The sequence below is a fragment of the Actinomadura syzygii genome (genome assembly GCF_008085905.1).
GTDB lineage: Bacteria > Actinomycetota > Actinomycetes > Streptosporangiales > Streptosporangiaceae > Spirillospora > Spirillospora syzygii.
The window spans coordinates 192,835-216,078 of sequence record NZ_VSFF01000004.1 but is presented as its reverse complement, the minus strand read 5'-3'; the positions used below and the strand labels follow the sequence as shown (position 1 = coordinate 216,078).

Genomic DNA, 23,244 nt, shown 5'->3' with positions numbered 1-23,244 from the left:
CGGCTTTGACGGTGGTGGTCGGGTGGCTCGCCGTCCGACCACCACCGTGGGCGATGTGCTACCAGGCGCACACGTAGGCGGACCAACTCGCCTGGGCGCCGACCGCGTCGCGGACGGTGAGCGTGGTGCGGTAGTCGGACTCGGCCTGGTTGTAGTTGCAGGAGAAGTGCGCCTCGGTCACGCGGGCCCCGGCGTCGGTGATGACGTAAGGGGCCGGGCGGCGGGTGGTCACCTGCCAGGACGCGGTGGCCGGGTCCACGCCGCCCGCCCACCGGGCGTGGCAGGTAAAGCCCGGACCGTTCTGATCCCGGCTGCATTCGCCCGACTCGATGCGCAACGCCGCGGGCGGCCTGCTGCCCGGGCACGTGACTGGAGTGCTCCCCGTGTTCTGGTCGACCTCTTCGATAAAACCGACCGTCACCCCGATCACGAACGTCTCGCCGGGTGTGCAACTCAAGTTGATCTGCCGGATGTCGTCGAACTCGCGAAGGTCGCTGTCATTCTTCGTCCATGTAATGAAGTCGATCCTCAGACCGTCGGTATCCGAAGGGACGGTGCAAATGACATTGGGTGTGCCGAGCAAACTCGGTCTGCACACGGGGTCGGACGCGTGGGCAGCGCTTGCTCCGGACAACAAACCTCCGAGCACTGCGGTCAGCAGCACGAAGACAGCGCCTAATCGTGGTCGCATCTGATCTCCACATCAGGTAGACACTGATCGATGAGTGGCCCGCGCGGACCACGCAGGTAATTCGCGCACGGGGGCCCCTGCGGATGATGTCAACGGCGGGCCAATCGCGGGATCTGAGGTCTGGTTAGGGGTGGGAAGGTGCCTGTTGCGCCATCTCCGCGCCATCACTGGATGCCTCGCGCGGACCGCCGATCAAGCTTCGGCACGTGCCTGGAACCGAAGAGTGAAGCGTTCCGGCTCCACTGTTGGGAGTCGATGAGCGACCCAGATGCCCAAGCCGAGCGGTGGCGCAAAGCGGTCAGGTGTCCGTCAGCGTGGCCGGACGTTCGAGCGTCACAACAGATGTGAGTGAGTCGAGCGGCGCTGTAGAACCTGAAGACCCTGCGTCTGGTGGCTCGGGTGATCCAGCGCCCGACAACGACCGGGTGAGGCTGCGGCCCCCCGGTCAGGCGGAGCTGGACGCGATACCGGCCGACCGGCGGCTAGAGTTGCTGGATCTGGAACGGCAGCACCATGATCGCGAGCTGCAGCGTCAAGAACGCGCACGTCAACAACGCACCCAGAGCAGACACCAATGGTTCAACAGCGTCGGGATCCTGGCCAGCGTGTTGTTCACCGCTGCCGGGCTGGTTGCGACAGCACTGACGCTTCAGGCGGGGCAGGACGAACTGCGCACGTCCAAAGAAAGCCAGATCACCGACCGCTACACCAGAGCGGCCGAACAGCTCGGCTCCACCAAACCCGAGGTCCGCACTGCTGCGATCTACGCCCTGGAACGCATTGCCGCTGACTCCACTCGCGACCACTACACCATCCGCAGCCTCCTGGCCGCGTTCGTCCGCGAACACGACCCGTCTGCGCGGGTCAAGGCCGAGGACCTGCCCCCCGAGCCCGCCATCGACGTCACAGCCGCGCTCGACGTGGTGGGCCGCCAGCCCGTCCTCGAAATCGGTGCACTGGACTCGGCGGGCCTGCTGACCGTTGCACGACTGGACCTGCACGCCATCCGCATCCCCCGCTACGTCTCCGGCGGCTATGCGAACTGGCGTGGCGCGCTCCTGCGTAACGCGGACCTACACCAGGTGAGCCTGACCTTTGCGCACCTGACCAACACCGACCTGCGCAACGCGAATCTCCACGAGGCCGATCTGCGCGAGGCGAACCTTAGCCAGGCGGACCTGCGTGATGCGAAATTGAGCGGTGCGAACTTGGGAGTCTCGGCGTCGGCTGTTGGGGACTGTCCGGTGGGGCAGGGGATCGCACGCGGCGGGTGATACCCGCGGTTGCTGAGGACTGGGGCGTCGGAGAAGGCATAGCCGCTGGTGCGCGACCAGGTCAGCGGGGCCAGATGCGTCATCGCGCCCACCTGGCGGAGGTGCAGCAGCTGGCCTCTTTTGCCCGGCACACGGCCCATCCACGCCCGTGCACCGCCCATGCCTCGGGTAGGGGCCGGGGGAGGATCTCGCGGTCGTTGGAAGAGCCGGGGGCGATCGTCAGATACTGACGCGCAGGCACCCCGCACTGGTCCGCAGGTGGGGCGGAACCACATGGCGGGACATGGCGGGACATGGCGGGGCGCACTTACGTCTATCTCGTTCGGATCCTGCGGGGCTTATCGACGGGGACTGGACGAGCGCGGGCGCCGGAGGATGTCAAGCCGCCGGCAGGTGGCTTGACACCCTCCGGGCGGCCCGTGCTTGAGTCCCCGCGTCGATAAGCCCCACAGGAGAAGCCTCCCCATGCCAGAGGTGTATTTGGCACCTCTGAGCGCCAGATTCTTGACCGAACCCGTGATCCGCCTCGCGATATGCGAATCGAGGCAGTGGACCTGTAACCGCGACTCCGGCGGGATCTTCCCCAAGGGCTGACGTTCCCTTGAACGAGTGCGAGCGTTTCGAGCCCGCGGCGGTCATCGCGGCGCCTGTGTGGCCGGTCGAAATGGAATGGGAGTCAGTTCCGGAGTTGCTCGCCAACGATCAGAGCCGGATCGCACACCTGTAGGTGGCAAGTACGTTCGGTTCTGCAGCGCCCCGCGTAGCGCGGCAGGGGCAGGCAGTATCGCCAGTACGAACCAAGGAGAATGCGAGTCACATCAACCCACTCTCGAGCACGGCGGCCCTCACGCGGCCGCCCGATGAACCGCCTTCTCCCTGAGAGATAGGCGAGCGGGTTTTCACCCCAGATCAGGTGCTGTGCAGCGGGATGTGCGTCGACCCGGCCTGGCTGACCTTCTGGATCGCGTAGACCTCCGCGCGGCCGGGGCGCGTCGAGTCGGTGTACTGGAACACCGCGCGTCGGCGCACCACCTCCGTGCGCAGGTCGGCCGGGTTTACGAGCTCGACGCGCTGCGCCTCCGGCCCCCAGGCGAAGCGCGGACACTCGACGTGCGTGCTCTCGCCGACCGTCTGGCCGCGCAGAAGCGCGTACGCCGCCTCCGTCGCGGGGATCACAGGGGCCTCGACGATGGTGATGTCGAGTACCGCCACGGCGGGCTTCACCGGGCCCGAGTCGACGTGCAGGACGAGCCGCAGCCGCTCGCCAGGGGTGAACGGGCCGTTCAGCTTCTGGAGCGCCGCCAGCGAAAGCTCATGCAGCTTCCCCGGGTCGAGCTGTACCGGCCCGCCGGTGGCGTCCGGGTCCACCAGGTCGCGTGGCGTCTGGTCCAGGTCGATCTTCTGGAGCGTCAGCGTGACCCTCGGGCTGCCCGGCGGCGGCTCGTCCCAGTCGAAGCGCAGGGCGAGGGTGCTGTCCGGGTTGCACTCCCGCCGCTCCGCCGAGAGCGTGACGACGCGCTGCGGGCTCGTGCCGCCCCCCGGTTGCTGGGGGAACTGCACCGGGACGCTGACGTGGGCGGAGGGCGAGGCGAGGCGCCGGTTGTACTCGGGGTCCTCGAAATGGACGTGGCGCGGGGCGAGCGGCAGGAAGGGCGCGTTCGGGTCGGCCACCCGGAGCGGGAAACCCAGCACATGGCTGTAGCCGTCGTGATACGGCTCCGCGCCGGGGTGGTGGGGGACGAACCGTGCCTTGGCGCGCGCGAGCATCGCCGCTCCGGGCGGCAGGGCGGCGATCAGCTCGCGGGCCTTGTCGGCGCGGGCCTTCGCGTCGCCGGCCAGCCCGAACTGGCGGATCGCGAGCTTCGCCGTGTCGACGGTGTCGACGTCCGGGCCCGGCAGGGGCACGCCGACCGCGCCGAGCTGGGCCCGCAGGGCCGGTGTCAGCGCCAGCGTCGGGGTGGTGATGTCGTCGAGCGCCGTGACCTGTCCGGCGGCCACGAGTTCCAGGGCCAGGCCCCAGTCACGGATGCCGCTCTCCGGTATGTCCGGCTTCTGCCCGCCGACCAGCGGGATGCTGCCGTCGATCCGGTAGACGAAGGTGAGGACGCCGTCCCAGCCCACGTCCAGCGTGTAGCGCTCGACGGCGGCCAGGTGCAGCCGCAGCCGCTGCGCGGTCTGCCGGTAGGTCGGGTTCTCCGGCGGGTCGTTGAAGTCGGCGCGGAACGCCTCGTCCGCCGGGGACGCCGTGACCAGGGCGAGCCTCCCAGGATCGAAGTGGCTCGCCCAGGTGCGCAGCGCGACCCCCTGACGCCCGTCGGCGTTGGCGGGCAGCGGCACCGGACGCGGCGCGCGATGCTCCACGGGCAGCCCGCCGGAAAGCATGCCCAGGCCGCGCGGGCGCGGACGCTCGCCCGCCAGGGTGATGCCGCTCTGCCGCAGAAGGTGGTGGCGCAGCGTGACGAACACCCCGGCACGCGCGCCGCTGACCAAGTAGCGCAACCCGCCGGGAAGGACCGGCTGCCAGCGCTCCAGCGCCAGGCCCGCGGGGACGCCCGGCTCCTGGTCGTCCGGCTCGGGAAGGGCAGGCTGGTCGAACACCGGCCCGGTCAGCGCGGGCAGCGGCGGGTTCGGCGGCGCGGGGAGCAGGCTGCTCACGGCGGGCGCGCGGAAGCGTCGCGGCAGGCCGCTGGCCGGTCGGTCGGTGTGCAGCGCCGAGCGAAACTGCACCGTCCGCTGGACGGTCTGCCACCACAGCGTCTGCCCCGAAGCGCCGGGAGTGGCCGCGCCGACGACGCCCTGCTCCCCCTTGGTGTAGTGCACGCTGACGCGTAGCGCGCTGAGACCCCACGGCCACGCCGGAAGGTCCTCGCGCACCGGGCGCTGGGTGAGGTAGAGCGGCTGCACCCCGACCGTCTGCGGCGGCGCGAGCTCGAAGTCGCGGGGCGTCGCGGGGATCGCCGCGATGTTGCACTGACCCTCGCGGTACCGCAGACCGGCGAGCTCCGGACGGATCCGGAACAGCCGCTTCGCCAGCGGCGACGCGGCCGTCACCCGGACGAGGGCGAAGGCGTAGCCGGTGGTCAGGGCCGCCTCCCCCAGGTTGTCCGGACGCGTGTTGTCGCTGATCGTCCGGTAACGCAGCACCGCGATCGGCGACTCCGGCGCCAGCAGCCGCTGGGACTGGACGGCCCACCCCTGCGCCTGGGCGCGCAGGTGCGCCTCGTCCGCCAGTTCGGGGTTGTCGGGCTGGACGCTCCACATGCGGCTCGCCACCGGCTGAAGCCGCATGGTGCTGGGCGCGAGGCAGAGCAACTCGGCCAGCAGCAGCCGGGTCTGCAGCGGCGACGCACCGGTCGCCGGGACCGCCGGAGCGGGCCGCCACTGGAGCCCCAGGTACGGGCTGACGACGAGGCTCAACGGGCGCGGGTTGTCGGCCCCGGCGAGCTTGAGCGGCGCGGGGATGAGGGTGGCCGCGGGATAGCGGCGCGGGCCCTGACCGCCCGCGGGAGGCTGGCTGAGCAACCCGCTGCTCGCGATGAGCGCGGCGGCGAGCGTCCAGCCGTAGGGCGGCTTGTTGGTCGGCGACACGGTGCTCACGGACTGGGTCAGCAGCAGCCCGTCCTCGCGCCAGACAGGGTCGGCGTACGGCGACGGTTCGGCCAGCGCGGGCTGGTCGCCGGGCCGGGGCGGGTAGAAGGGACGGCGCGGATCGAACGCCTGGCGCAGGGCGACCGGGCGGCTGAGCCGGGCCGGTGTCTCGGGAAGGGCGGCGAGGATGCTCTGCAGCAGCGCGTCCTGCGGCTCCGGGGACGGGTTCTGCGCGCGGAACCAGCTCTCCTCCAGGGCCACCGAGTCGAGCCGGGCGAAGCTGCGTCCGACCGCGGTGTCCAGGCCGGCGAGGGTGACGGCGATGGGGGTGTTGTCGGCCCAGCCGCTGAGGACGAGGGCCAGGGAGGGCAGCGCGGTGGTGGGGGCCGAGGCGCGCAGGCGGGAGATGAGCAGCACCGGGTCGGTCCGCAGCGCGCTGGGCTGCTGCCCGGCCGCCGGTTGCGCCAGGTCACGGGCCGGGTCCTGGAGCCGTCCGAGGAAGGGCATGGTCAGCAGCAGCCAGCGCGGATCGGTCGGGTCGCTCGGCGCGTAGTCGGCGGGGCTGCTGAGCTGGGCGCCCTGGCTGCCGGTCGGGAGGAACTGCAGCGTGGTGGCCGCGCCGTCCGCGACGGGCGTGAGCCGGACCAGGTGGTGGGCGCTCGCCTCGACGATCAGCGTGTCCGGGGGCAGCGCGTCGAGCGCCGCCCCCGAGTCGGCGAGCAGCGCCGACAGGCCCGCGGCGAGGTAGCCGCCGCCCACGCTGCCGAGCGGGCTGACGCCCTCGACGGGGTCGGTGGTCTCCCGGGCGGCCATGGCGCGCAGGAACCGCGCGGCGCGCTGGGGCGCGAGCAGGCGCACCTCCTGGACGGCCGTCCAGCGGGCCTCGCGGCCGAGCGTCCCGCCGCTCCCGTCGGCGCCGGGCGTCACCTCGACGAGCTGGTGCTCGACGAGGCCCAGGGTCTGCCAGCTCTGCCCCTGGGCGAAGGTGAACAGCAGCGGGCCCTGCGCGCCGGTCAGGGCGGAGCCGGGCACCTCGTGCTGGTTCAGCAGGACCCTGATCGTGTGGCGCAGATGGGTCAGGGGCGGGGCCCCGGCGGTGCGGGCCGCCGGGAGGGTGATCCGCGCGTTGCCCGCGTCGTAGTTGAGCTGCTGCGGCCAGGAGACCAGGTTGGTCGCCGCCAGCATCCCGTTGATCAGGAAGGTCTCCTGCCAGTCCGAGCTGTGCACGCCCGAACCCTGCAGGCGCGAGGTGTAGCCGACCACGAGGTCCCCGGCCGAGGAGCCGTACAGCTCCGCCGCCTGGGCGGTCCCGTTCGGGCCGACGTCGTGCAGCGAGCGGCCCCAGTGGGCAAGGAGCAGCGCCTCCACGAAGGCGCCGGTCAGCGGCAGCTTCGGGATGTCGTCCGGCCGGGCGGTGGCGCGGAACGTGACCGTCGCGAAGCCGGGGGCGGCGCGCTCGCGCAGGCCGGGCGTCTGGGCGTCGGCCAGGCGCATGCCCGGCAGGAACTGGAGCTTCTCGGGCTGCGGGGCGCTGTAGCCGTTCCAGCTGAACTGCAGCGCCGTGTCGCCCGCCAGGGCGGCGGGTGAGCCGTCGGGCAGCGTGACACCGAGGGTGAGGTCGCCGAAGAGGGTCGCGGTGTCGAGCGTGAAACGGTCGGCCCCCCCCGCCATCAGGTTGAAGGTCAGCGCGGCGGCGATGGCCTCTCCCCTGACCGTGGCCGTGGGCGGCGCCGTCGCCGGACCCGAGGCGAAGCGCGCGGACACCTCCTCGGCACTGAGGGCGCGGCTGTAGACGGCGAGCATGCGGTAGGTGCCGAGCCAGGCGTGTCCGCCCGTGAACTCATCGCCGAGGGCCAGCTCGAACTGGTCGTTCCACGCGGCGAGAGTCCCGGCCGCGCCATCGTCGGCCGCCGGCTCCCCGTTGATGTAGATCCGGGCCTTGCCGTCGGCGGAGCGGGTGTAGGCCACGTGGGTCAGGTCGGCGCCGAGCGAGCCCGCGTCGGTGGCCAGGTCGGGGGCGCCGTCCTCGGACGTGGTGCTGGTACGCAGCCACACGTCCACGAAGGACGATTCGAGCAGCCCCTTGCGCTGCTGGACGGTCACGTTGCGGTGCGCGTCGTCGGCGGAGACGGTGACGATGTTGAACTGCCCGTTCGTCAGCAGGCCCGTGACGGGCTTCACCCACGCCTCGACGCTGATCTCGTTGCTCGCCTTCACCGCGGCGGTCAGCTTCGTCGCGGGAGCCCCGGAGCGGATCAGCGTCGGCTTGGTGAGGGTCAGGCCGCTCGTGCCCCAGCTCATGCCCTGGGTCGAGGCCGCGGTCAGGTGCAGCGGATCACCCGTGCCCGAGGAGTCGTGGACGGTGCCGCCGCTGCCCTCGTCGAAGCGGTAGAGAGCCTGTAGGTCCGACGGCGGCCTGCCGACCCGCACAGCGATGGTGAGGTTCAGGGTGTGCGCGCCGCCGGTCATGTCGAGGCCGAGGGCGACCTTCTGCGGGACGATCGGGTCCGGGCCGTTCGCTCCGGGCAGGGTGAACGGCGGCGTCGCGGGATTCGGGAAGCTGATCGGCGGCAGGCCGACGGCCCACTCCACCCGGAACAGGTGGAAGTACAGCCGCACCTGCTGGACGGTCAGCCCGGCGCCACCGGACGCCAGCGCGATCCCGCCGACCCTCAGGCGCGGCGCGTCGCCCGCCTCACCGGCGGAGACGGCGAGGGGCCACTCCAGGACGTCGCCGACGAGGCCGACGGCGCTGAGGTTCAGCGCGGCGCCGCCAGAGCTGGCGGAGAAGGTCAGCCGTACGCAGTTGCTCAGATCGATCTGCTCGGCGCCGGACCCGGCCACCGGGAGCTGCAACCGCCCGATCACCTCGACCTTGGCCACGCCGTCGCCGTCGAAGACCACACGGTCGAGCACCAGCGGGAAGAACTGGAGCCCGAACAGGTCGAGCCCGGGCGCGGGCGCGTCCGGATCGTCGTCGAGCGGGCGCAGGCGCCACTCGTACCCGGTGCGGTGCTCGTAGTCGCTGCTGCGCGCCTCGGGGTCGTTGCTGTCGAGATCGAGGTCGACGGCCCTGGGCGATCGGGCGGACGCCTTGGTGAAGGTGGTGCCCTGGGCGGGCAGGTCACGGAACCACAGCTGCCAGCTTGCCGTGGAGTGGCCGAGGGTGAGCGGCGAGCGCGTGGTGGTCAGTTGCACGTCACCCCCGGTGGGGTGGCTCACCGGGGTCCGGATCAGGTTGGACGCGGGCACGCTCGCGCCGCGTGCCAGGCCGCGCTGGTCGGCGTAGCGGGCGTCACCGGTGAGCCCGGCCGCCATGCTCCCGGCGGTCAACCGGTACTGGACCGAGTCCGGTGGCGCGTCCGCGGGCAGCCGGCGCAGCCCGCCCGCCCCGTCGGCGAAGTCGCCGCCGACTCCGGGCAGGGCCGCCTCGCCCGCCAGCGTCAGGGGGGCGCTCGCGGCGGGGTCGGCGTTGTCCAGGCGGAGCTCGCCGGGATAGCCCTCAAGGTCGAGCGTGGCGCGGACCGCCCACGCGTGGACCGATGCCAGGTGCCGCAGCACGGTCTGGCCGTCCTGCCGGGCGAAGGCCGCCACGTCGTCGGCGGCGGCGAGGTCGGCGCGCTCGGCGAGGCGCCGCCAGTGGTCGGCGTAGTCCGCGCGGCTGAGCGGACGCGGCGGCTCCGGCCGCGCCGTGTCGGGCAGCGGCGTGCTCTCGCGAGGATCCTTGGGGATCTTGGGAAGCTGGGCCAGGGCCTGGACCTCGTCCGTGTACGGAAGGTCGTAGCGGTACTGGACGGGCAGGCCGAGCGCGAGGTCGTTCTGCGGCGGGTCACCGTCCGGACGCGGGTCGAGCACAAGCCCGGGCAGCGAGAGCGCCACCAGGGGAAGGTCGTACAGCTTCGCCTCGTCCGATCCGAGCCATTCGCGGGCGGGCGAGCGACCGCCCGCGTAGAGCGGCCAGCCCGTGGCGCCCTCCGCCGTGAAGCGCCAGCCGTTCGGCAGGTCCAGGCCGTCCTGGCGGGTCACCGGCAGCTCGAACGGGACGAGCTGCCGCCCGGCGATCGGCACGTTCGGCGGGGTGACGCTCTGGGTGAGCGCGAGGGCCTGCACCATCGGCAGGCTCGGGTGGCGACGCCAGACGAGAGGCAGCGCGGCGCCGACGACGTCGGACGGCAGGGCGCCGCTGTTCACCAGGGCCCGGAGCAGCGCCGGGTCAACGCCGTACTGGAACGCCCAGGGGCCGAGGCCGGCCGAGGGGGCGGGCTTGCTCCGCCACGCGAAGCTGATCGCCTCGAAGGCGAGCCGGACGAGGGGCGCGAACAGCTCGCGTCTGGTGACGGTGTGCAGGGGTACGGTCGTCAGGCCGCCGATCCAGTCGTCGAAGTCGGGCAGGGCGTCGGCGGCGGTCGGCGCCTCGGTGCTCAACCAGTACAGGCCGTTGAGCGCCACCTCCGGCGCGTCCAGCGCAAGATCGGCCGACTGAAGCTGGTAGCCCCCGGTGATCGCACCGAGCACCCAGGTAGCGGTCATGCGCTGAGCCGCGGCGAGGGTAAGGCTCCAGGGCTGCTCGCCGGGGAACTGGCCGAGCCCGGACGGGTCGTCGTTGCCAAAGCTGACGGCGCCGCGCAGCAGGTTGTCGGGTGCCGGGACGGGCTCCGCCTGCGCCACGCCCGCGTCCAGGTAGATCTGTTCGGACAGGTTGGGCAGCGGAAGCTGGGCCCAGCCGTCGTCCAGCGGAGTGAACCCCCACAGCACGGTCGGGGTGACGGGCCCGGTCTTGCCTGGCGGAGGCGGGCTCCAGGACGGCTCGGGCACCTGCAACGTGGCGCGGAGCCGTCGCGCGGCCTCGTTCGGGTCGAAGGCGAGCGTCGTGGCGCCGAGGGTGACCCGCTCGCTCCAGACGGCGGCGTCGCGGCTGGCCTGGTAGCTGAACGTGCCGGTGGCCGCGGCGGGCGGGCCGCCGGCCTTCAGCTCCATCCGCAGGTTCGTGCCGTCGACGGCGACGCGCGCGCTGGTCGGCGTGATCCGGGCGAGCGTGTCCGGCTGGGCCGACGGGTCGTAGGGCCGGCGGTCGCTGAGAAGCACGCTGAACTCGTCGCCCGCGAAGCTGATCGGACGCGTCCCCGGCTGCTCCTGCCAGGGCGCGATCTCCCAGAACAGGCGCGGGATGGTGAGCGGGTTGGCGAGCTCCAGGGTCGCCCACTCCGGCGCGGGCACCGGCTCGACGAGGCCGTTGAGCGGGTTGTTCGGGTTGAGGTAGCGGTTGAGCCGCCGCCAGGAGGCGATGATCGCCGCCCGCTCGGCGTCCGTCAGCCGCTCGGCCTCGATCGTCATCCGGAAGCCGCGCACCTTCGTCCCCGGCGTCGGCTCGGGGTCGGGGACGACCCGGGCCAGCTGGAACACGGCGTTGACGGGCGCGCTGTCCCAGAGCAGGCGGACCTGGCCGAAGGCCGAGAGCCCTCCGGCGTGGACGGCGAGGGCGCCGAGCAGCCGGGCCGCACCGGTGCGCCCAGTGATCGCCGCCGACCCGATTCCGAGCGCCGTGTACAGCTTCTGCGTGGCGCTGTTCTGGGCCGTCATCGGGTCGAGGACGATCTCGCCGCCGAGGCAGGTGAACGTCGGCAGCTTGCCCGCGATGTTCGCGGGCCACCCGTCCGCCGGGGCCTGCAGGAGCAGCAGGCTGGCGGTCCCCGCGCTGATCGCGGCCCGGATCGCCTGGGGCGGGAGGTGACCGTCGGGCTTCGTGCCGCTGCGCTTCCACACGTACTGCGGCGTGCTCCCGCCCGTCGGGCTGATCGTGACGCTGGTGACGTAGACCAGCGCCAGCCACGAGCCCGGTAGGAGCACGTCGTCCTCGCCGATCGCCCCGCGCGGCGTCATGTCCACGAACAGGGTACGGAACGCGTAGTTGGTCGCCGGATCGGCCAGCCGGATCACGTCCGCCTCGGCCGTCCAGAAGGGCCCCGCGATCCTCAGCTTCGGCAGCTCGGGAAGTTTCGCCATCTGCTGCTCCTGGTCCGTTCGTGGCCCCCGGGGGCCGCCTACACGTCTTCCGGCTCGATCGGTAGCGGCTCTATCGGTCGCGTCTCGCTCGGCGCGGCGCTGCCGCGGCTGGCGCGGATCACCAGGGATCGCCCGCTCATTCCGCTGTCCTGGCTCGCGCGATGTAGTCGCCCGAGGGCGAGCTGGTCGGGACGTCCGGGGTAGGACGGCAGCAGCGCGGCCGGGTCGTCCGCGCGCATCATGCCGTGGTAGCGCATCAGCACGGCGCCGAGCAGCAGCTTCTTGGCGAGGACGCCGCTGAGCCCGGACTGGCGGGGACGCACCGCGACGGTGAACGGCACCGTGATCGGAGGCGGCGGCGGGGGGTCGGTCGTGCCCGCCTCGCGCACCGCGACGATCAGCTTCTCCACGGCGTCGGCGAACGCGGGGAACCGGGCCCAGCGCCGCAGCGCGGCGATGTCGGCGTCGCTCATCGCGCCGGTCCATCCGAGGGCGGTGTACTGCGTGCCCGGCGCGTTGCGCGCGAGCTCCACCTTGCCCTCCAGCTCCTCGGGAATCTGCTCGGGCCCGACGGGGATCTCCACGCGGGTGACGGCGTCCGGGCCCGCGCCCGCGGCCTCAGTGATGATCTGCTCGATCGCCCCGGTGAAGGCGGTGTCGCCGGCGAGCCTCCGCAGCTCTGCCGCGGCGGCGTCCGAGGGTCCCTCCCATACGAGGGTCAGGGCCTGCGTGGTCGGGAAGTCGATCAACGCTTGGAGCCGGGCGGGCAGGTTCGCGGCGGGGCCGCTCACCGGCTCGGTGGTGTACCAGCTCTCGAACAGCTCCCGGATCTTCGCCGCGTCCGCCGCATTCACCAGGCCGACCAGGGCGTCGAGGTCTCCCTTCGTCATCACCCCGGCGAACAGCAGGCGCCCGTGGTCGTCGATGGCCACCCGGTTGCGCGTGCCGACCGGCAGGTGCGCCGTGGAGTAGCCGGTGCTCAGCTGCTCCTCGCTCACCTGGACGAGGTCGACCGCCAAGGGGAAGTCGTCGAGGGCACCCTTCGGTGGCAGCAGCGTGGTCCCCGACACCAGGAAGCGTTTGCCGAGCTGGCGGTGGGCGAACTTCTTCGTGACCGGGTCGAAGAAGCACTCGGCCTGCACCTCGATGTTGCCGCTGAACAGCTCGACGATCTGGTAGACGACCTCGGGATCGGGCAGGGCGCTGAGCTTGCGCGCGGTCGCGGGGCCGCTTGTCGGGTCGGGCTTCTCGCCGGGCCAGCGCTGCTGCGCCTCGTCGGGCAGGCTGTCCCAGAACGGGCGCAGCGGGATGGTGATCGTCCGCACGCGCGTGTCGGCCCGTAGCCGGCCACCGCCGGGCGTCCCGGCGGGGAAGGGCGGCACCCGGTGCCACACGATGTCCGCGCCGGTCACGGTGGCGCCCGGCAGCGGCGAGCGGTACGTCAGGTCGCGCTGGGTGATGCTGTTGATCGGCGAGACGGTGCCGTCCGTCTGGGCGATCACCAGCAGACGGTGTTCGTAGTAGAACGGCAGCGCCCGCCATTGCAGGGCGAGGACGCCCTGCGAGAAGTCGCCGACGCGCTCGGGCAGGTCGAGGCCGCGCAGCTCGTCCTGGTCGGCGGCGTCGTCGAGGACGAGATGGTCCGGACGGCTCGGCAGCTGGTCGGGGACGGGCGGGTACACGTCCTCGACAAGGCGCACGGGCAGCTCGCGCTGGTGCTCCTCGGCGAAGCCGCGCACCCAGTAGTACCAGCTCGGATAGCCGAAACGGCGCAGCAGGGTGAAGGCGATCTGGCGGAACGCGAGCTGGCGGACGAGCGTCTGGTTGCGCTCGGCGAGGGTCTGCTCGTGGTGCTGGGCGACGATCACCTCCCAGATCGCGCCCGGCGCCGGTGGACGGGCCGGGGTGGCCGCCTCGTCCAGCCGCCGCGAGCCGAGGATGAGCGGGGCGTCGACGGCCTGCGTGCGCTCGATCACCACGTCGAGCCCGCCCGCCGCGGGGTCGACCTTCACGACCGGGACGTCGACCTCGGCGGCGGCGCGGCCGGGGAACAGCGTGGGCGAGCGGCGCAGGCTCTGCCAGAGCAGGTCGTAGCGGCCGTAGGGCTGGAAGTAGTAGCGCAGCGTGTGGGCCCAGCGGTCCTCCAGCAGCTGGGTGTAGGTCAGGCGCCCGTCGTCGTCGGGCGTCGCCACCGCGGGCGAACCCGCGCGCGGGTAGGCCGTCGCGGCCCAGGGCCCGGCGCCCGTCGTGCCCAGCCCGTCCGGGCCCGCGAAGACCGCGCCGCTGGCGTCGAAGAAGCGTGTCGTCCAGGCGATCACGTCGGGCAGCGCCTTGGCGATCTCGGTCTCGTTGGTGGGGAGGACGACCCTGCTGGTGTCCGGCACCTTGGGGTCGTTGCTGTTCAGCGTCTCCAGGTAGTACTTGAGCCGTAGCCACTGGACGTGCTCGGGCACGGTGTCGTCCGGGGTGGCGAACACCTTGGCCAGCGCGTCGGTCGCGACGGTGAAGTGGCTGGTGCGCTCGTCGGTCGGGCCGAAGTCCTCGCTGCCGACCGTCCCGCCGAGGTTCTGCGCGGCCTGCACGTCGGCCGCGGCGAGGGAGGGGCGCAGCAGCTTGAGCTGGGCGGCGCTGAGCATGGTGGTGGCGGTGAGCAGCTTGCGGCCCGAGTCGTAGCTGAGCAGCGGCGCGATCGCCGGGGCGAAGGGCTTCGGATTCACGCTGAGCTTGGCCGACGGGCGTACCTCGATCGTTGCGGGAAGTGTCGCGCCACGCAGGAGCAGGGCCGCCTCGCCGTTGAGCGGCAGCCTGATCGTGCGGGTGATCGGGGAGGGCTGCGGTTCGAGCTCCGACTGGCCGGTCCCGCTGTCGGGCCGGTCGACCAGGCTGCACGGCGCGGTGAGCGTGAAGCGCACTTCGATGTCGGCGTTGGAGCGTCCGCTGATGGTGACGGCGCGGTAGCGCAGCCGCTGCCGGACGGTCGGCCGCAGGCTGATCTGGACCAGCGCCAGCAGATCGTCCCCCTCGGCGGGCCGCTGATTGAGCTGGACGCTGCGCCCCTGCTGGAACAGCAACTCGACGTGCAGGTGACGGCGGAATGCGGCGAAGGCCGGGGCGTCGGGGTCGGCGGGGGTTGCATCGCCGCCGAGCTTCGTGAAGAGCCCCTGGAGCAGTTCCAGCAGCTTCGGCCCGCGCAGGGCGCCCGTGTCGGGGTCGTGGAGGCTGAACGTCACGGCCAGGCCGAGGCGTTGGAGGGCGCCCCAGCCGTATCGGTCCGCGCCCGGCGGGCAGTTCGCCAGGAAGTCGGCCAGGTCGTTCGGCAGCGTCGGCGGGCTGGCCTGCAGCGCGGCGGCATAGCCGTTCGTAATCTGCCCCTGGGGGTCGGTGCCGCTGCCGGGACGCATCCCGCGCAGCCGCTCCACCAGACGTTCGAGCAGCGGATGCAGCGCCGTCTCGCGCCTCCCGCCGGGCTGGGTGACGCCCTGCCACTCCGGCCATTCGAGGTAGGAGTCCTGCCAGGAGTACCAGGGGCCGCGCTCGTCCTGGACGCCCTGGGCGGACGGATCGGGCTGACGCCGACGCTGGACGGCCCCGGGATACCACGCCTCCCACTGGCTGGTGTTCAGCGTGTCGCCGGGCACGAGCGGCAGGTCGTCGGCCGGGAGCATCTGGACCTCTTGCAGGAGCCGCAGCTCCTCGGCGAGCCGGGCGGCGCTGGCGAAGGTGTCCGTGGTGGCCGCGTCGATGTTCAGCTCGTACAGCCGGTAACCGGCGTTCAGCTCCAGGGGGTATGCGGCGTCGCCGCTCGGGCCCTGGTTCCAGCGGAAGCGGATCGCCCGGATGCCCAGGGGATGCGTCCGGAACCCGACGATCGTGCCGATGTCACCGGTGAAGACGAACGGGGCCGCCGCCTCGGCTTCGGACTGCGCGATGTTCTGGAGCGGCATCGGCATGTGAGCGAGGCCCGGCTCGGCCCGCTCGTCCTCGGGCAGCACCACGCCGAACGCCGTCGGGCGGGGCAGCCACTCCAGCTCGGCGGGACGGCGCTCCTCGCGCGGGTTGCCCGTGTGCTCGATGTGGTCGGTCGGCGCTGGGGACGTGGGCGGCGCGGCCACCGCTTCGGCGGCGAGCAGGAGCTGCACCGGCGCGAGGGCCGAGGGCACGCCGCGGTCGGAGATCGTCTGGAAGAAGACCCGCCACGCCTCGGGGCGCCACGCGCCGTCCGGCAGGAGGCCCCGCTCGCGCAGCGTGGCGACCGGGATCACCGCCGCGCGCGCACCGGCGGGCCCGAAGACGTGATCGAGGTCGATCTTGACGTCGGTGGGCAGCGGGCGGGCGTTCGACGTCGGCAGGCCGGTGGTCCGCCCGCGCTGGGTCGTGCTGTCCAGGCCGTAGGAGCCGATCGGCACGGTGCTCTCGCGGCGGAAGATCAGCCGGTAGGTGCGGACCGGCACCGCGGGACCGTCCTGGCGGGCGGGCTCGCTCCACTCGACGTACACCTGCCGCGGCGGCATCACCTGGGGTGTCGTCACCGGTCCCGCCGGGTCGACGTCGGACGGGGCGATGCTGTAGCTCACCGTGAGATCGCCGTCCACCGGCACCGCGGGCGGCGTGTTCGGGTAGCGCGTCGCGATCAAGGTCAGCGGACGCCCGGAGTTTCCGGCGAAGTCGACCGGAATGATCGTGTAGACGTAGCCGCGCCCTTCGCGGGGCAGGGCGGCGCGGTCGTCCGCCGTGTCGGGGAAGTGGTCGACGATCTGGAAGCGCGGCTGGAGCAGCGAGAGGGTGTCTGTCGGCGTCGCCGCGTCAGCGGCACCGGCGACGTCGGTCTTGTGGCGGTGCAGCACCTTGACCGGCTTCACCGTGGTGGTGCGCTCCGCCTCGTCGCCGTCGAGGGCGCGCCTGCGCACGAGGTAGTGGGCGAGGTGGTGGTCAGGGTCGTTCTGGACCCGGCTCGTCCCCGGACTCGCCCGGCGCCGCCAGCTCAGCTCCCAGGCGAGGGCGATCGTGCTCGCGTCGCTGTACTGGCGCACCTGCTCGAACTCGGGCGGGAACAGGTTGAACTGGGCCTGGGCGACGTTGAAGGAGCGCACGGCCTCGTTCGTCGGGCCGGGAGCGGTCGCGTCGGGCTTCTCACGCTGGCTGATCGACGGCTGCGCGTCCAGTCCGGTCGCCACCTGGTCGAGCCAGGCGGGCCGGTGGTTGTCGGCGCTCTTCACCGCGAACACCAGCCCCATCTGGAAGGCCAGCGAGCGGGCGATCAGGTGGTTCCGCTTGGTCTGGTCGCTTTCGGCGTGGAACGCGCGCAGGTCGGACACGATGTCGTGGATGATCACGCCGCGCAGCTGGTGGGCCTGCTGGTCGGCCTGGACTGGGCTGACGGTGCCGGGGTCGCCGTCGTCCTGGGCGGCGCCGTCGGCGGCGTAGATCGTCGTGCGCGGGTCGAAGGCCGCCTCCAGCAGCTGCTCGTAGAGCTCCTGGTGGTCGCGCTTGAGGAACGGCGAGCCGCTGAACTGCTCGTACGCTCCGCGCACCGCCGCCTCGTAGGAGCTGTCGGACGGGTTCTGCACCCTCGGGTCGCTGACCGGGGGCCGGTAGCCGGGCAGCGCGCCGGGGTCGCCGACCGGGTGGGCGTCCGTGCCCGTGTACTGCTGCTTGAAGGCGTTGGCGACGTGCTGCGCCAGGCTGAGCCCGTCCTGCAGGGGGGTGGGATCGCTCGGTTGCCCCGTCGCCTGGTTCACGACGCGGCGCTCGGCGGACCCGTCGGCGTAGAGCCGCGCCGCCCAGTTCACCGCCCAGGTGATCGGCTGGCCCGCGGTGACCGCGCCGCTCACGTCCACGAACTTCGGATCGGGCAGGGGCTCGAAGTGCCGCAGCGTGTAGGTCTCACCGGCCGCGGGCTTCGGGACGCGGAGCGCGAAGTCCTTCCCGACGACAGTGCCCTCGGTGGGAGGCGGCGGCAGGAAGCCCAGCTCGGGCTCCGCCACCGGGAAGCCGTCCTCGTCGAGGACGAGCCCGCCCTGCGCGTCGCGGTGCAGCCGTTCGCCCTGCGGCAGCAGCGCGAAGTAGGTCTGGTGCTCGTCGTCCCAGCTCGGCGCGTCGCGCAGCACGAAGAGGACGTAGCCGGGCACATGGAACACGTCGGCCTCGACCGCCGCCGTCTCGCCGATGACGGCCGCGAGGGCGCGCGGCGGCAGAGCGGCGCGGCGCGCGGCCAGGCTGCGCGTGAAGGCGACCGCCCCCTCGGTGCCCGGCACCGGCTCGACCTCGGTGGCCTCCAGCCCCAGCGACAGGAACTCCTTCGTCCGGTCGAGGGCGGCCTGGACGTTGTCCTCCTGGAAGGCGATCTTGACGGTGGCCTGGAGGCTGTGGCCGCAGCAGGAGACGCCGACGGTGCCGACGCCCCGCACGCCGGGGATGCTCAGCCCCTTGACGCCGATCTCCAGCCCGGCACTGAACGTGATCTCCAGACTGAAGCTGAACGAGAGCCTGATCGTGGTGAAGACCAGCGGGATCTTGATCCAGAACTCGATGGCGAAGGTGATCTGCACCTCCAGCCCGATCGCGCCGTACACGGCCGAGTTCCCGAACGGGTCCCGGAAGTCGACCACGCCGATGTAGCGCGCTCCGAAGGCGACCCGCGCGGTGGCGGTGATCCGCATGCCGACCAGCCCGAGGTCGACACCGGCGCTCAGCTCCAGCCTCCCGCGGGCCAGGAAGCTCGTCCCGAGCACCATCTCCGTCGTCGAGACGCGGAAGATGAACCCGCCCTCGACCTCCACCGCCAGCGGACCGAGCTTGGTGTGCCAGCGCAGCATGTTGGGCCAGCCGAGCTCGTAGTGGAACAGGCCCGGCTCGATCAGCAGGGTGGCCGAGAAGCGGCTGCTCGCGATCGCGTCGCGGACGAAGTCGGGCAGCGGCGGGTGGACGCCCGGCTTGCCGCCCTCCGGCTTGGAGATGTGGGCGAGGAAGCGCTTCTGGCGCGGCGAGAGCAGCACGAACCCGCTGAGGATGGGGTTCTCGCGGGCGCCGTCCTTGTTGGTGACGTAGTCGGCGTAATTGGTGTTGAACCAGCCGCGCACCGACATGAAGAACGTCAGGTCGCTGCGGAACGCGATGATCGCGTCGACGAGGAAGACGCAGGCGAGCTTTTCCTCGGCGGACGCCTCGTAGCGCAGCGGGGACGCCGACGCCGAGGTCTGCGAGATCATCGCGCGCAGCACGATCGTCCAGCGCGGGTCCTCGCCCGCGTCCTCCAGGTCCACCGCCCAGCGGTCGCGCTTGGACAGGTCGCCCTGGGTGCGGGAGAGGCCCTCCAGCGTCTTCAGCAGCTTCTTGACGTCGTTCTCGGCGTCGGCGGCCTTGATCGCGGCGATCGTGAAGCGGTAGCCGAAGCCCATCCCGATCTCGCGCAGGTAGATCTGGATGACCGGGATCATGAAGCTGACCTGGCGGATCTCCAGATACAGGAACCAGGCCCGCAGCCACGGCGAGCCGGGCCCGCGGCGCACGCGCAGGAAGCCGAAGCTGGCGGCGATGGTGGGCAGCCCGTGGATCTGGACGACGCCCTCGCCGATCAGCCCGGTCTGGTCGGGCTCGTCGACGAAGTCGACGGCGCCGCTGAGCTTGAAGGCGGCGCCGATGGCCAGGTTCACCGCGAGGCGCGTGAAGTGGATGCGCGGGACGAACTCGCCCGGCGCCGGGAGGCCGACGAACAGCTGGTGGTAGTCGGGCCGGGAGTCCGGCGTGTCACCGGCGCCCTGCGCGAACGTCAGCTGGCCGGTCACCTGCATGGCCCCGTCGCCGTCGAAGAACTCGCACTGCGGGACGAAGCCGATCGCGCGCAGCTCCATCTCGAAGCAGCCGAGGAAGCTGAACGACTTGGGCTTCGGCAGCTCGACGAGGAACTTCACATGCTTGCCGATCACCCGCGCGTCGCCGGTGAGCGGGCACTGGACGAGGTCGATGCGGATCTTGCCGAGCAGGCCGAGCGGCCCGTCCGCGTCGTCGCCGGGCGCGAGCACGAACTGGGCAGAGCCGGTGATGGTGAAGTAGAGATGGAAGGCGCCGTCGTCGACGAACCGCAGGCCGATGGCGTCCACCGAGAACTGGAAGCGCGTGCCCTTGCAATCGAGCAGCTTCACGCCGCGCAGGTTCGCGGCGCCCTGCACCAGGGTCAGGTTGCCGCCGTCCCGCTGCGCGAACTGCAGGGCGATGTCGGCCGTCGCGTCGCCCACGAGGTCGGGCGGCAGCGGGCCCGAGCCCGCGATGGTGAAGTCGGCGATGCGGTTCTCGCGGATCACGAAGCCGCTGTCGGTGAAGCGGAAGCGCGTGCGCAGGCCGTTCAGCCTTGCCGGCCGGTCGATGACGGCGGCGGCGAGGTTCACGCCCTTCGGCGTGAGGGCGAAGTCCTTCACGCTGAAGGAGATCGGCTCGTCGCTGGCGCGCGTGAAGTCCAGCTCCAGCACCGCCCCTTCGGGCTGCTGGATCTGGTAGTGGTAGTCCTTCGTGGCGACGGTGAAGTAGTGGAACGTCCTGTCGCCGAGATCCTTGCCCTTGAACCGCCAGCGCAGCCCGAACAGGTCGGGGAACTCGCGCTCGGCCTCCGGGGAGCGCAGCTTGATCCCCTGGTCGTGGTCGACCTTGAGGGCGAACGTGCTGAGGCTGAAGGTCAGGCGGCTCAGCAGGTCGAAGCTGAGGCTCAGCACGCGCAGCCGCACCCCGATGTCGAAGCTCACCTCGCCCTGGGGCAGGGTGATCGGCAGCCCGGTGAGCGGCGTGTTCGTGTAGAGCTGCAGGAACTGGGAGTCGTCGCCCTGGCCCTGCTTGAGGAAGGGCAGCGTGAACGCCCCCCCGGCCGCGTCGAGGTTGACGCTCAGCGTGGCCGTCCAGCCGTCGTGGAGGTCACCCGGGTCGAAGACCGTGGGCTTGCAGAGGGCCGCCGGGTCGGTGAGGTCGAGCGGAGGGATCGGCGTCGCGAGTTCGTGGAAGAAGCCGGGCAGCTTCGCGGCGCCGAGCGCGACGTCCAGCAGCACCAGGCTGCGCGGCCCGGCGGGCGGCTTGAGCGCGACGGTGAAGAGCGGCTTGTCGGGCGGCGGGGGCGGCTCGTCGTTGTGCAGCTCGCGGTCGCCGTCGCGCCCCCAGGCGAAGGTGCTGCCCGCCGTCACCGGGTCGGTCCCCGTCAGGGTGACGACGAACGCGGCCCGGCCGAGGCCCGCGCCCTGGCGCATCAGCAGCAGCGAGAAGCGGCTGGACGCCGGTACGTTCACGCTCAGGCCGGGGAGCGCGAAGGCGGCGCCCGGGGCGGCCGCCTGCCAGTCGAGGCGCGCCTCTTCGATGCCGTCGCCGATGATCAGGCGCAGGGTCACGTCCTGCTCGCCCGCCGGGCTGCGGTCGCCCAGGTTCGGGACGAACTGACCGAGCAGCCTGCTGAGCGCGCCCTCCTTCCACTGCAACACCAGGCACGTCTTGCCGCCCGCCTGGTGGAAACCGACCTTGGCGCTGTCGATCACCACCCCGGTGTCGCCGATCTGCACCGGGTAGGGCAGATCGGCGGTGAACGGTGTGTCGGCCCTGATACCGTCCTCGCTGGCGGTCCCGCTGATCTTCGGCACCGTGAGCTGGACGAACGGGTGCCCGGGGTCGGGCTCGTAGCCGCCGCCGCTCACCTTGCGCATGGGGCGCAGCAGCTTCGGCCCGAAGCGCAGCGCGACGGGTACGTCGGTCAGCCGCAGCAGGGTCTTCGGCAGGATGTCGACCTCAAGGCCCATCTGGGCGGGCTCGCCGTCGCCGCCGGCGGGGGCCAGCACCAGGCTCACCTCGTCGAGGCCGGGCATGGCCAGGACGAGTTCCCGCTCGAAGAGGAGGCGGGTGGCCATACCGCCCTTGTTGACATCGGCGGTGGTGAACAGCGGCTCGATCCAGATGTGGTCGAGCACGTCGGGGGCGGGCGGCTCGCCCAGGAAGGGCGGCCACTTGCGGCCGATGTACTCGTTGACGGTCTGGAACATGCTGCCGCTCATGGCAGGCAACCCCCCCATGGCGCGCGTGAGTCGACGTCTTCGTAACGGTCGTGTCTGTCCTGCTCTTCGTCGGTGAGGAACGTCGCCTCGAAGGGGAGCAGTATCGGTTTGAGGGTGGGCGGCAGGGTGACCTGGCTACCCGACGTGCCCCAGTTGGGGTCCCAGACGTTGAGCGCCTTGTCGATGTCGGCGATCTTCTGCTGGCCGGCCGGGTCGAGCAGGTGGAAGTGGTCGCTCCAGAGCAATGTCCGGTACTGCTGCACCAGCCCGCCGTCCACGTCGACGATGCCCACCGAGTGCTCGATGTCGGTGTAGAGACTGCGCTGGAACGCGTTGGCCGAGCCGATGATCGCCCAGTGGTCGTCGACGATCGTGCTCTTGGTGTGCACGAACACGTCGCTGAGGAACGCGCGCACCCGGCCGCGCTGCTGGTCGTTCAGATCGTGGAGCAGACCGTCCCACAGCGCGACGTCGGCGTACGCGGGGAAGGGCGGATCGTTCGGGTCGGCGATCCCCTTGAGCAGGACCACCTTGAGATTGTTGCGGATCTTGAGGACGCGGTTCAGCCAGGTCATCACGTCGGTCGACCAGAACCCCTGGTCCTCGATGTAGACATAGCGCTCGGCGGCGAGGACGGCGTTGAACCAGGCGGAGCGCACCTCGAACAGGCCGTCGGGAGCGAAGGAGATCTTCGGGTTCTCGGGCAGGTTGTTGGTGAACTTGTAGTTGAAACGCGGCACGGTGCGCAGCGACTGGACGTGATGCCCGCCCACCGGCGTCGTCGGCAGGGTGCGCGCCGGCACCGGGGTCGTCGCGGTCGTGTGGCTCGGGATCCTGTCCTTGACGGAGAGGAAGGACTTGATCCTCCGGTCCGCGTTCTCGTTCCAGATGGCGCGGTAGAAGTCGTACAACCCCTGAACCGCCGGGCCCTCGACCTTCGCCTGCACGTCGTGCCACTGTCCGGGAGGGTGCGGCTGGCCGCCGTGGCGGTCGTCCACCAGGTCGAGCCCGCCGGTGTAGCCGATGGCCCTGGTGCCATCGCCGACGAGCGCCATCTTGGTATGAGACGATCCGGCGGAGTGCCCGATGATGATCAGGCAGGCTCTGTCCTTGAGGGCGGGCTCCTTGCGCAACCCGTCGATGGAGGCCAACGTGTCCAGTTGGATGTCGAGAATCTTTATCCTTTTCCGGACCGACGTTCTGAGGATGCCGTAGTCGGCCATTCCGGCCCACGTGATGAAGCCCATGACGCGGACGTCGACTCCGGCACGCGCCTTGGCCTTGAGTACGTCGATCAGGTGATTCGGGGCTCCGGGGCCGTCGAGCGAGAACGGGGCCTCCCCGGTCTCAGGGTGTCCGGGAGCGGGCTGGCGGCCGGTGAGACAGAGCCACCAGCCGGTGAGGTAGATGAACTGGGCGCTGTTCTGGCTCGGCGTCCCGTTGCCCAGGGCGTCGATCCGCGTTTTGAGGTCGGCGAAGTAGGTGGCGCCGTCGATCAGCGGGGTGACCTGACAGCCGGAGAATGTGGCCGGCAGGGGCTCCGAAGGGGGATCCGTGTCGTCGGGCTGAACAAAGTACTTCTTTATCAGGGCATCGATATCGGCCACCAGACAGCCCCCGAGGCAAGTGAAATCAGTATTCTGGTTACAGAAGGCGACAAACAATCATC

The 23,244-nt window shown here is 71.5% G+C and carries 5 protein-coding genes; 1 reads left to right on the top strand and 4 read right to left on the bottom strand.

Going from position 1 to position 23,244, the window contains the following annotated elements; genetic code table 11:
* Positions 1-58: 58 nt before the first annotated feature.
* Positions 59-664 carry a hypothetical protein gene (locus FXF65_RS11070; RefSeq protein WP_148349669.1) on the bottom strand — a complete coding sequence of 202 codons (606 nt, stop codon included), beginning with the start codon at positions 662-664 and terminating at the stop codon, positions 59-61.
* Positions 665-1,116: 452 nt separating this feature from the next.
* On the opposite strand from FXF65_RS11070, the gene FXF65_RS11065 reads away from it, so the two are divergent.
* Complete coding sequence (locus FXF65_RS11065; RefSeq protein WP_187412220.1) at positions 1,117-1,965, top strand: pentapeptide repeat-containing protein; 849 nt, start codon at positions 1,117-1,119, stop codon at positions 1,963-1,965.
* Between the two features lie 909 nt (positions 1,966-2,874).
* On the opposite strand, the gene FXF65_RS11060 is transcribed toward FXF65_RS11065, so the two are convergent.
* From FXF65_RS11060 to FXF65_RS11055, 3 genes are read right to left on the bottom strand one after another with little or no spacing between them, the layout of a single operon-like run.
* On the bottom strand, positions 2,875-11,556 hold the full coding sequence (locus tag FXF65_RS11060) for a LamG domain-containing protein (protein ID WP_148349667.1): 8,682 nt from the start codon (positions 11,554-11,556) through the stop codon (positions 2,875-2,877).
* Between the two features lie 38 nt (positions 11,557-11,594).
* Entirely contained in the window at positions 11,595-21,575 is a 9,981-nt protein-coding gene (locus FXF65_RS43640) for a hypothetical protein (RefSeq protein WP_187412219.1), read from the bottom strand.
* Positions 21,572-23,239: a phospholipase D family protein gene (locus FXF65_RS11055; protein ID WP_148349666.1), complete on the bottom strand. Its 1,668-nt coding sequence runs from the start codon at positions 23,237-23,239 to the stop codon at positions 21,572-21,574. The genes FXF65_RS43640 and FXF65_RS11055 overlap by 4 nt, the downstream gene beginning before the upstream one ends.
* Positions 23,240-23,244 lie beyond the last annotated feature (5 nt).

Coding starts and splice junctions, on each gene's coding strand:
- FXF65_RS11060 (WP_148349667.1), bottom strand. CDS start 11,556: ATGGCGAAACTTCCCGAGCTGCCGAAGCTGAGGATCGCGGGGCCCTTC.
- FXF65_RS43640 (WP_187412219.1), bottom strand. CDS start 21,575: ATGAGCGGCAGCATGTTCCAGACCGTCAACGAGTACATCGGCCGCAAG.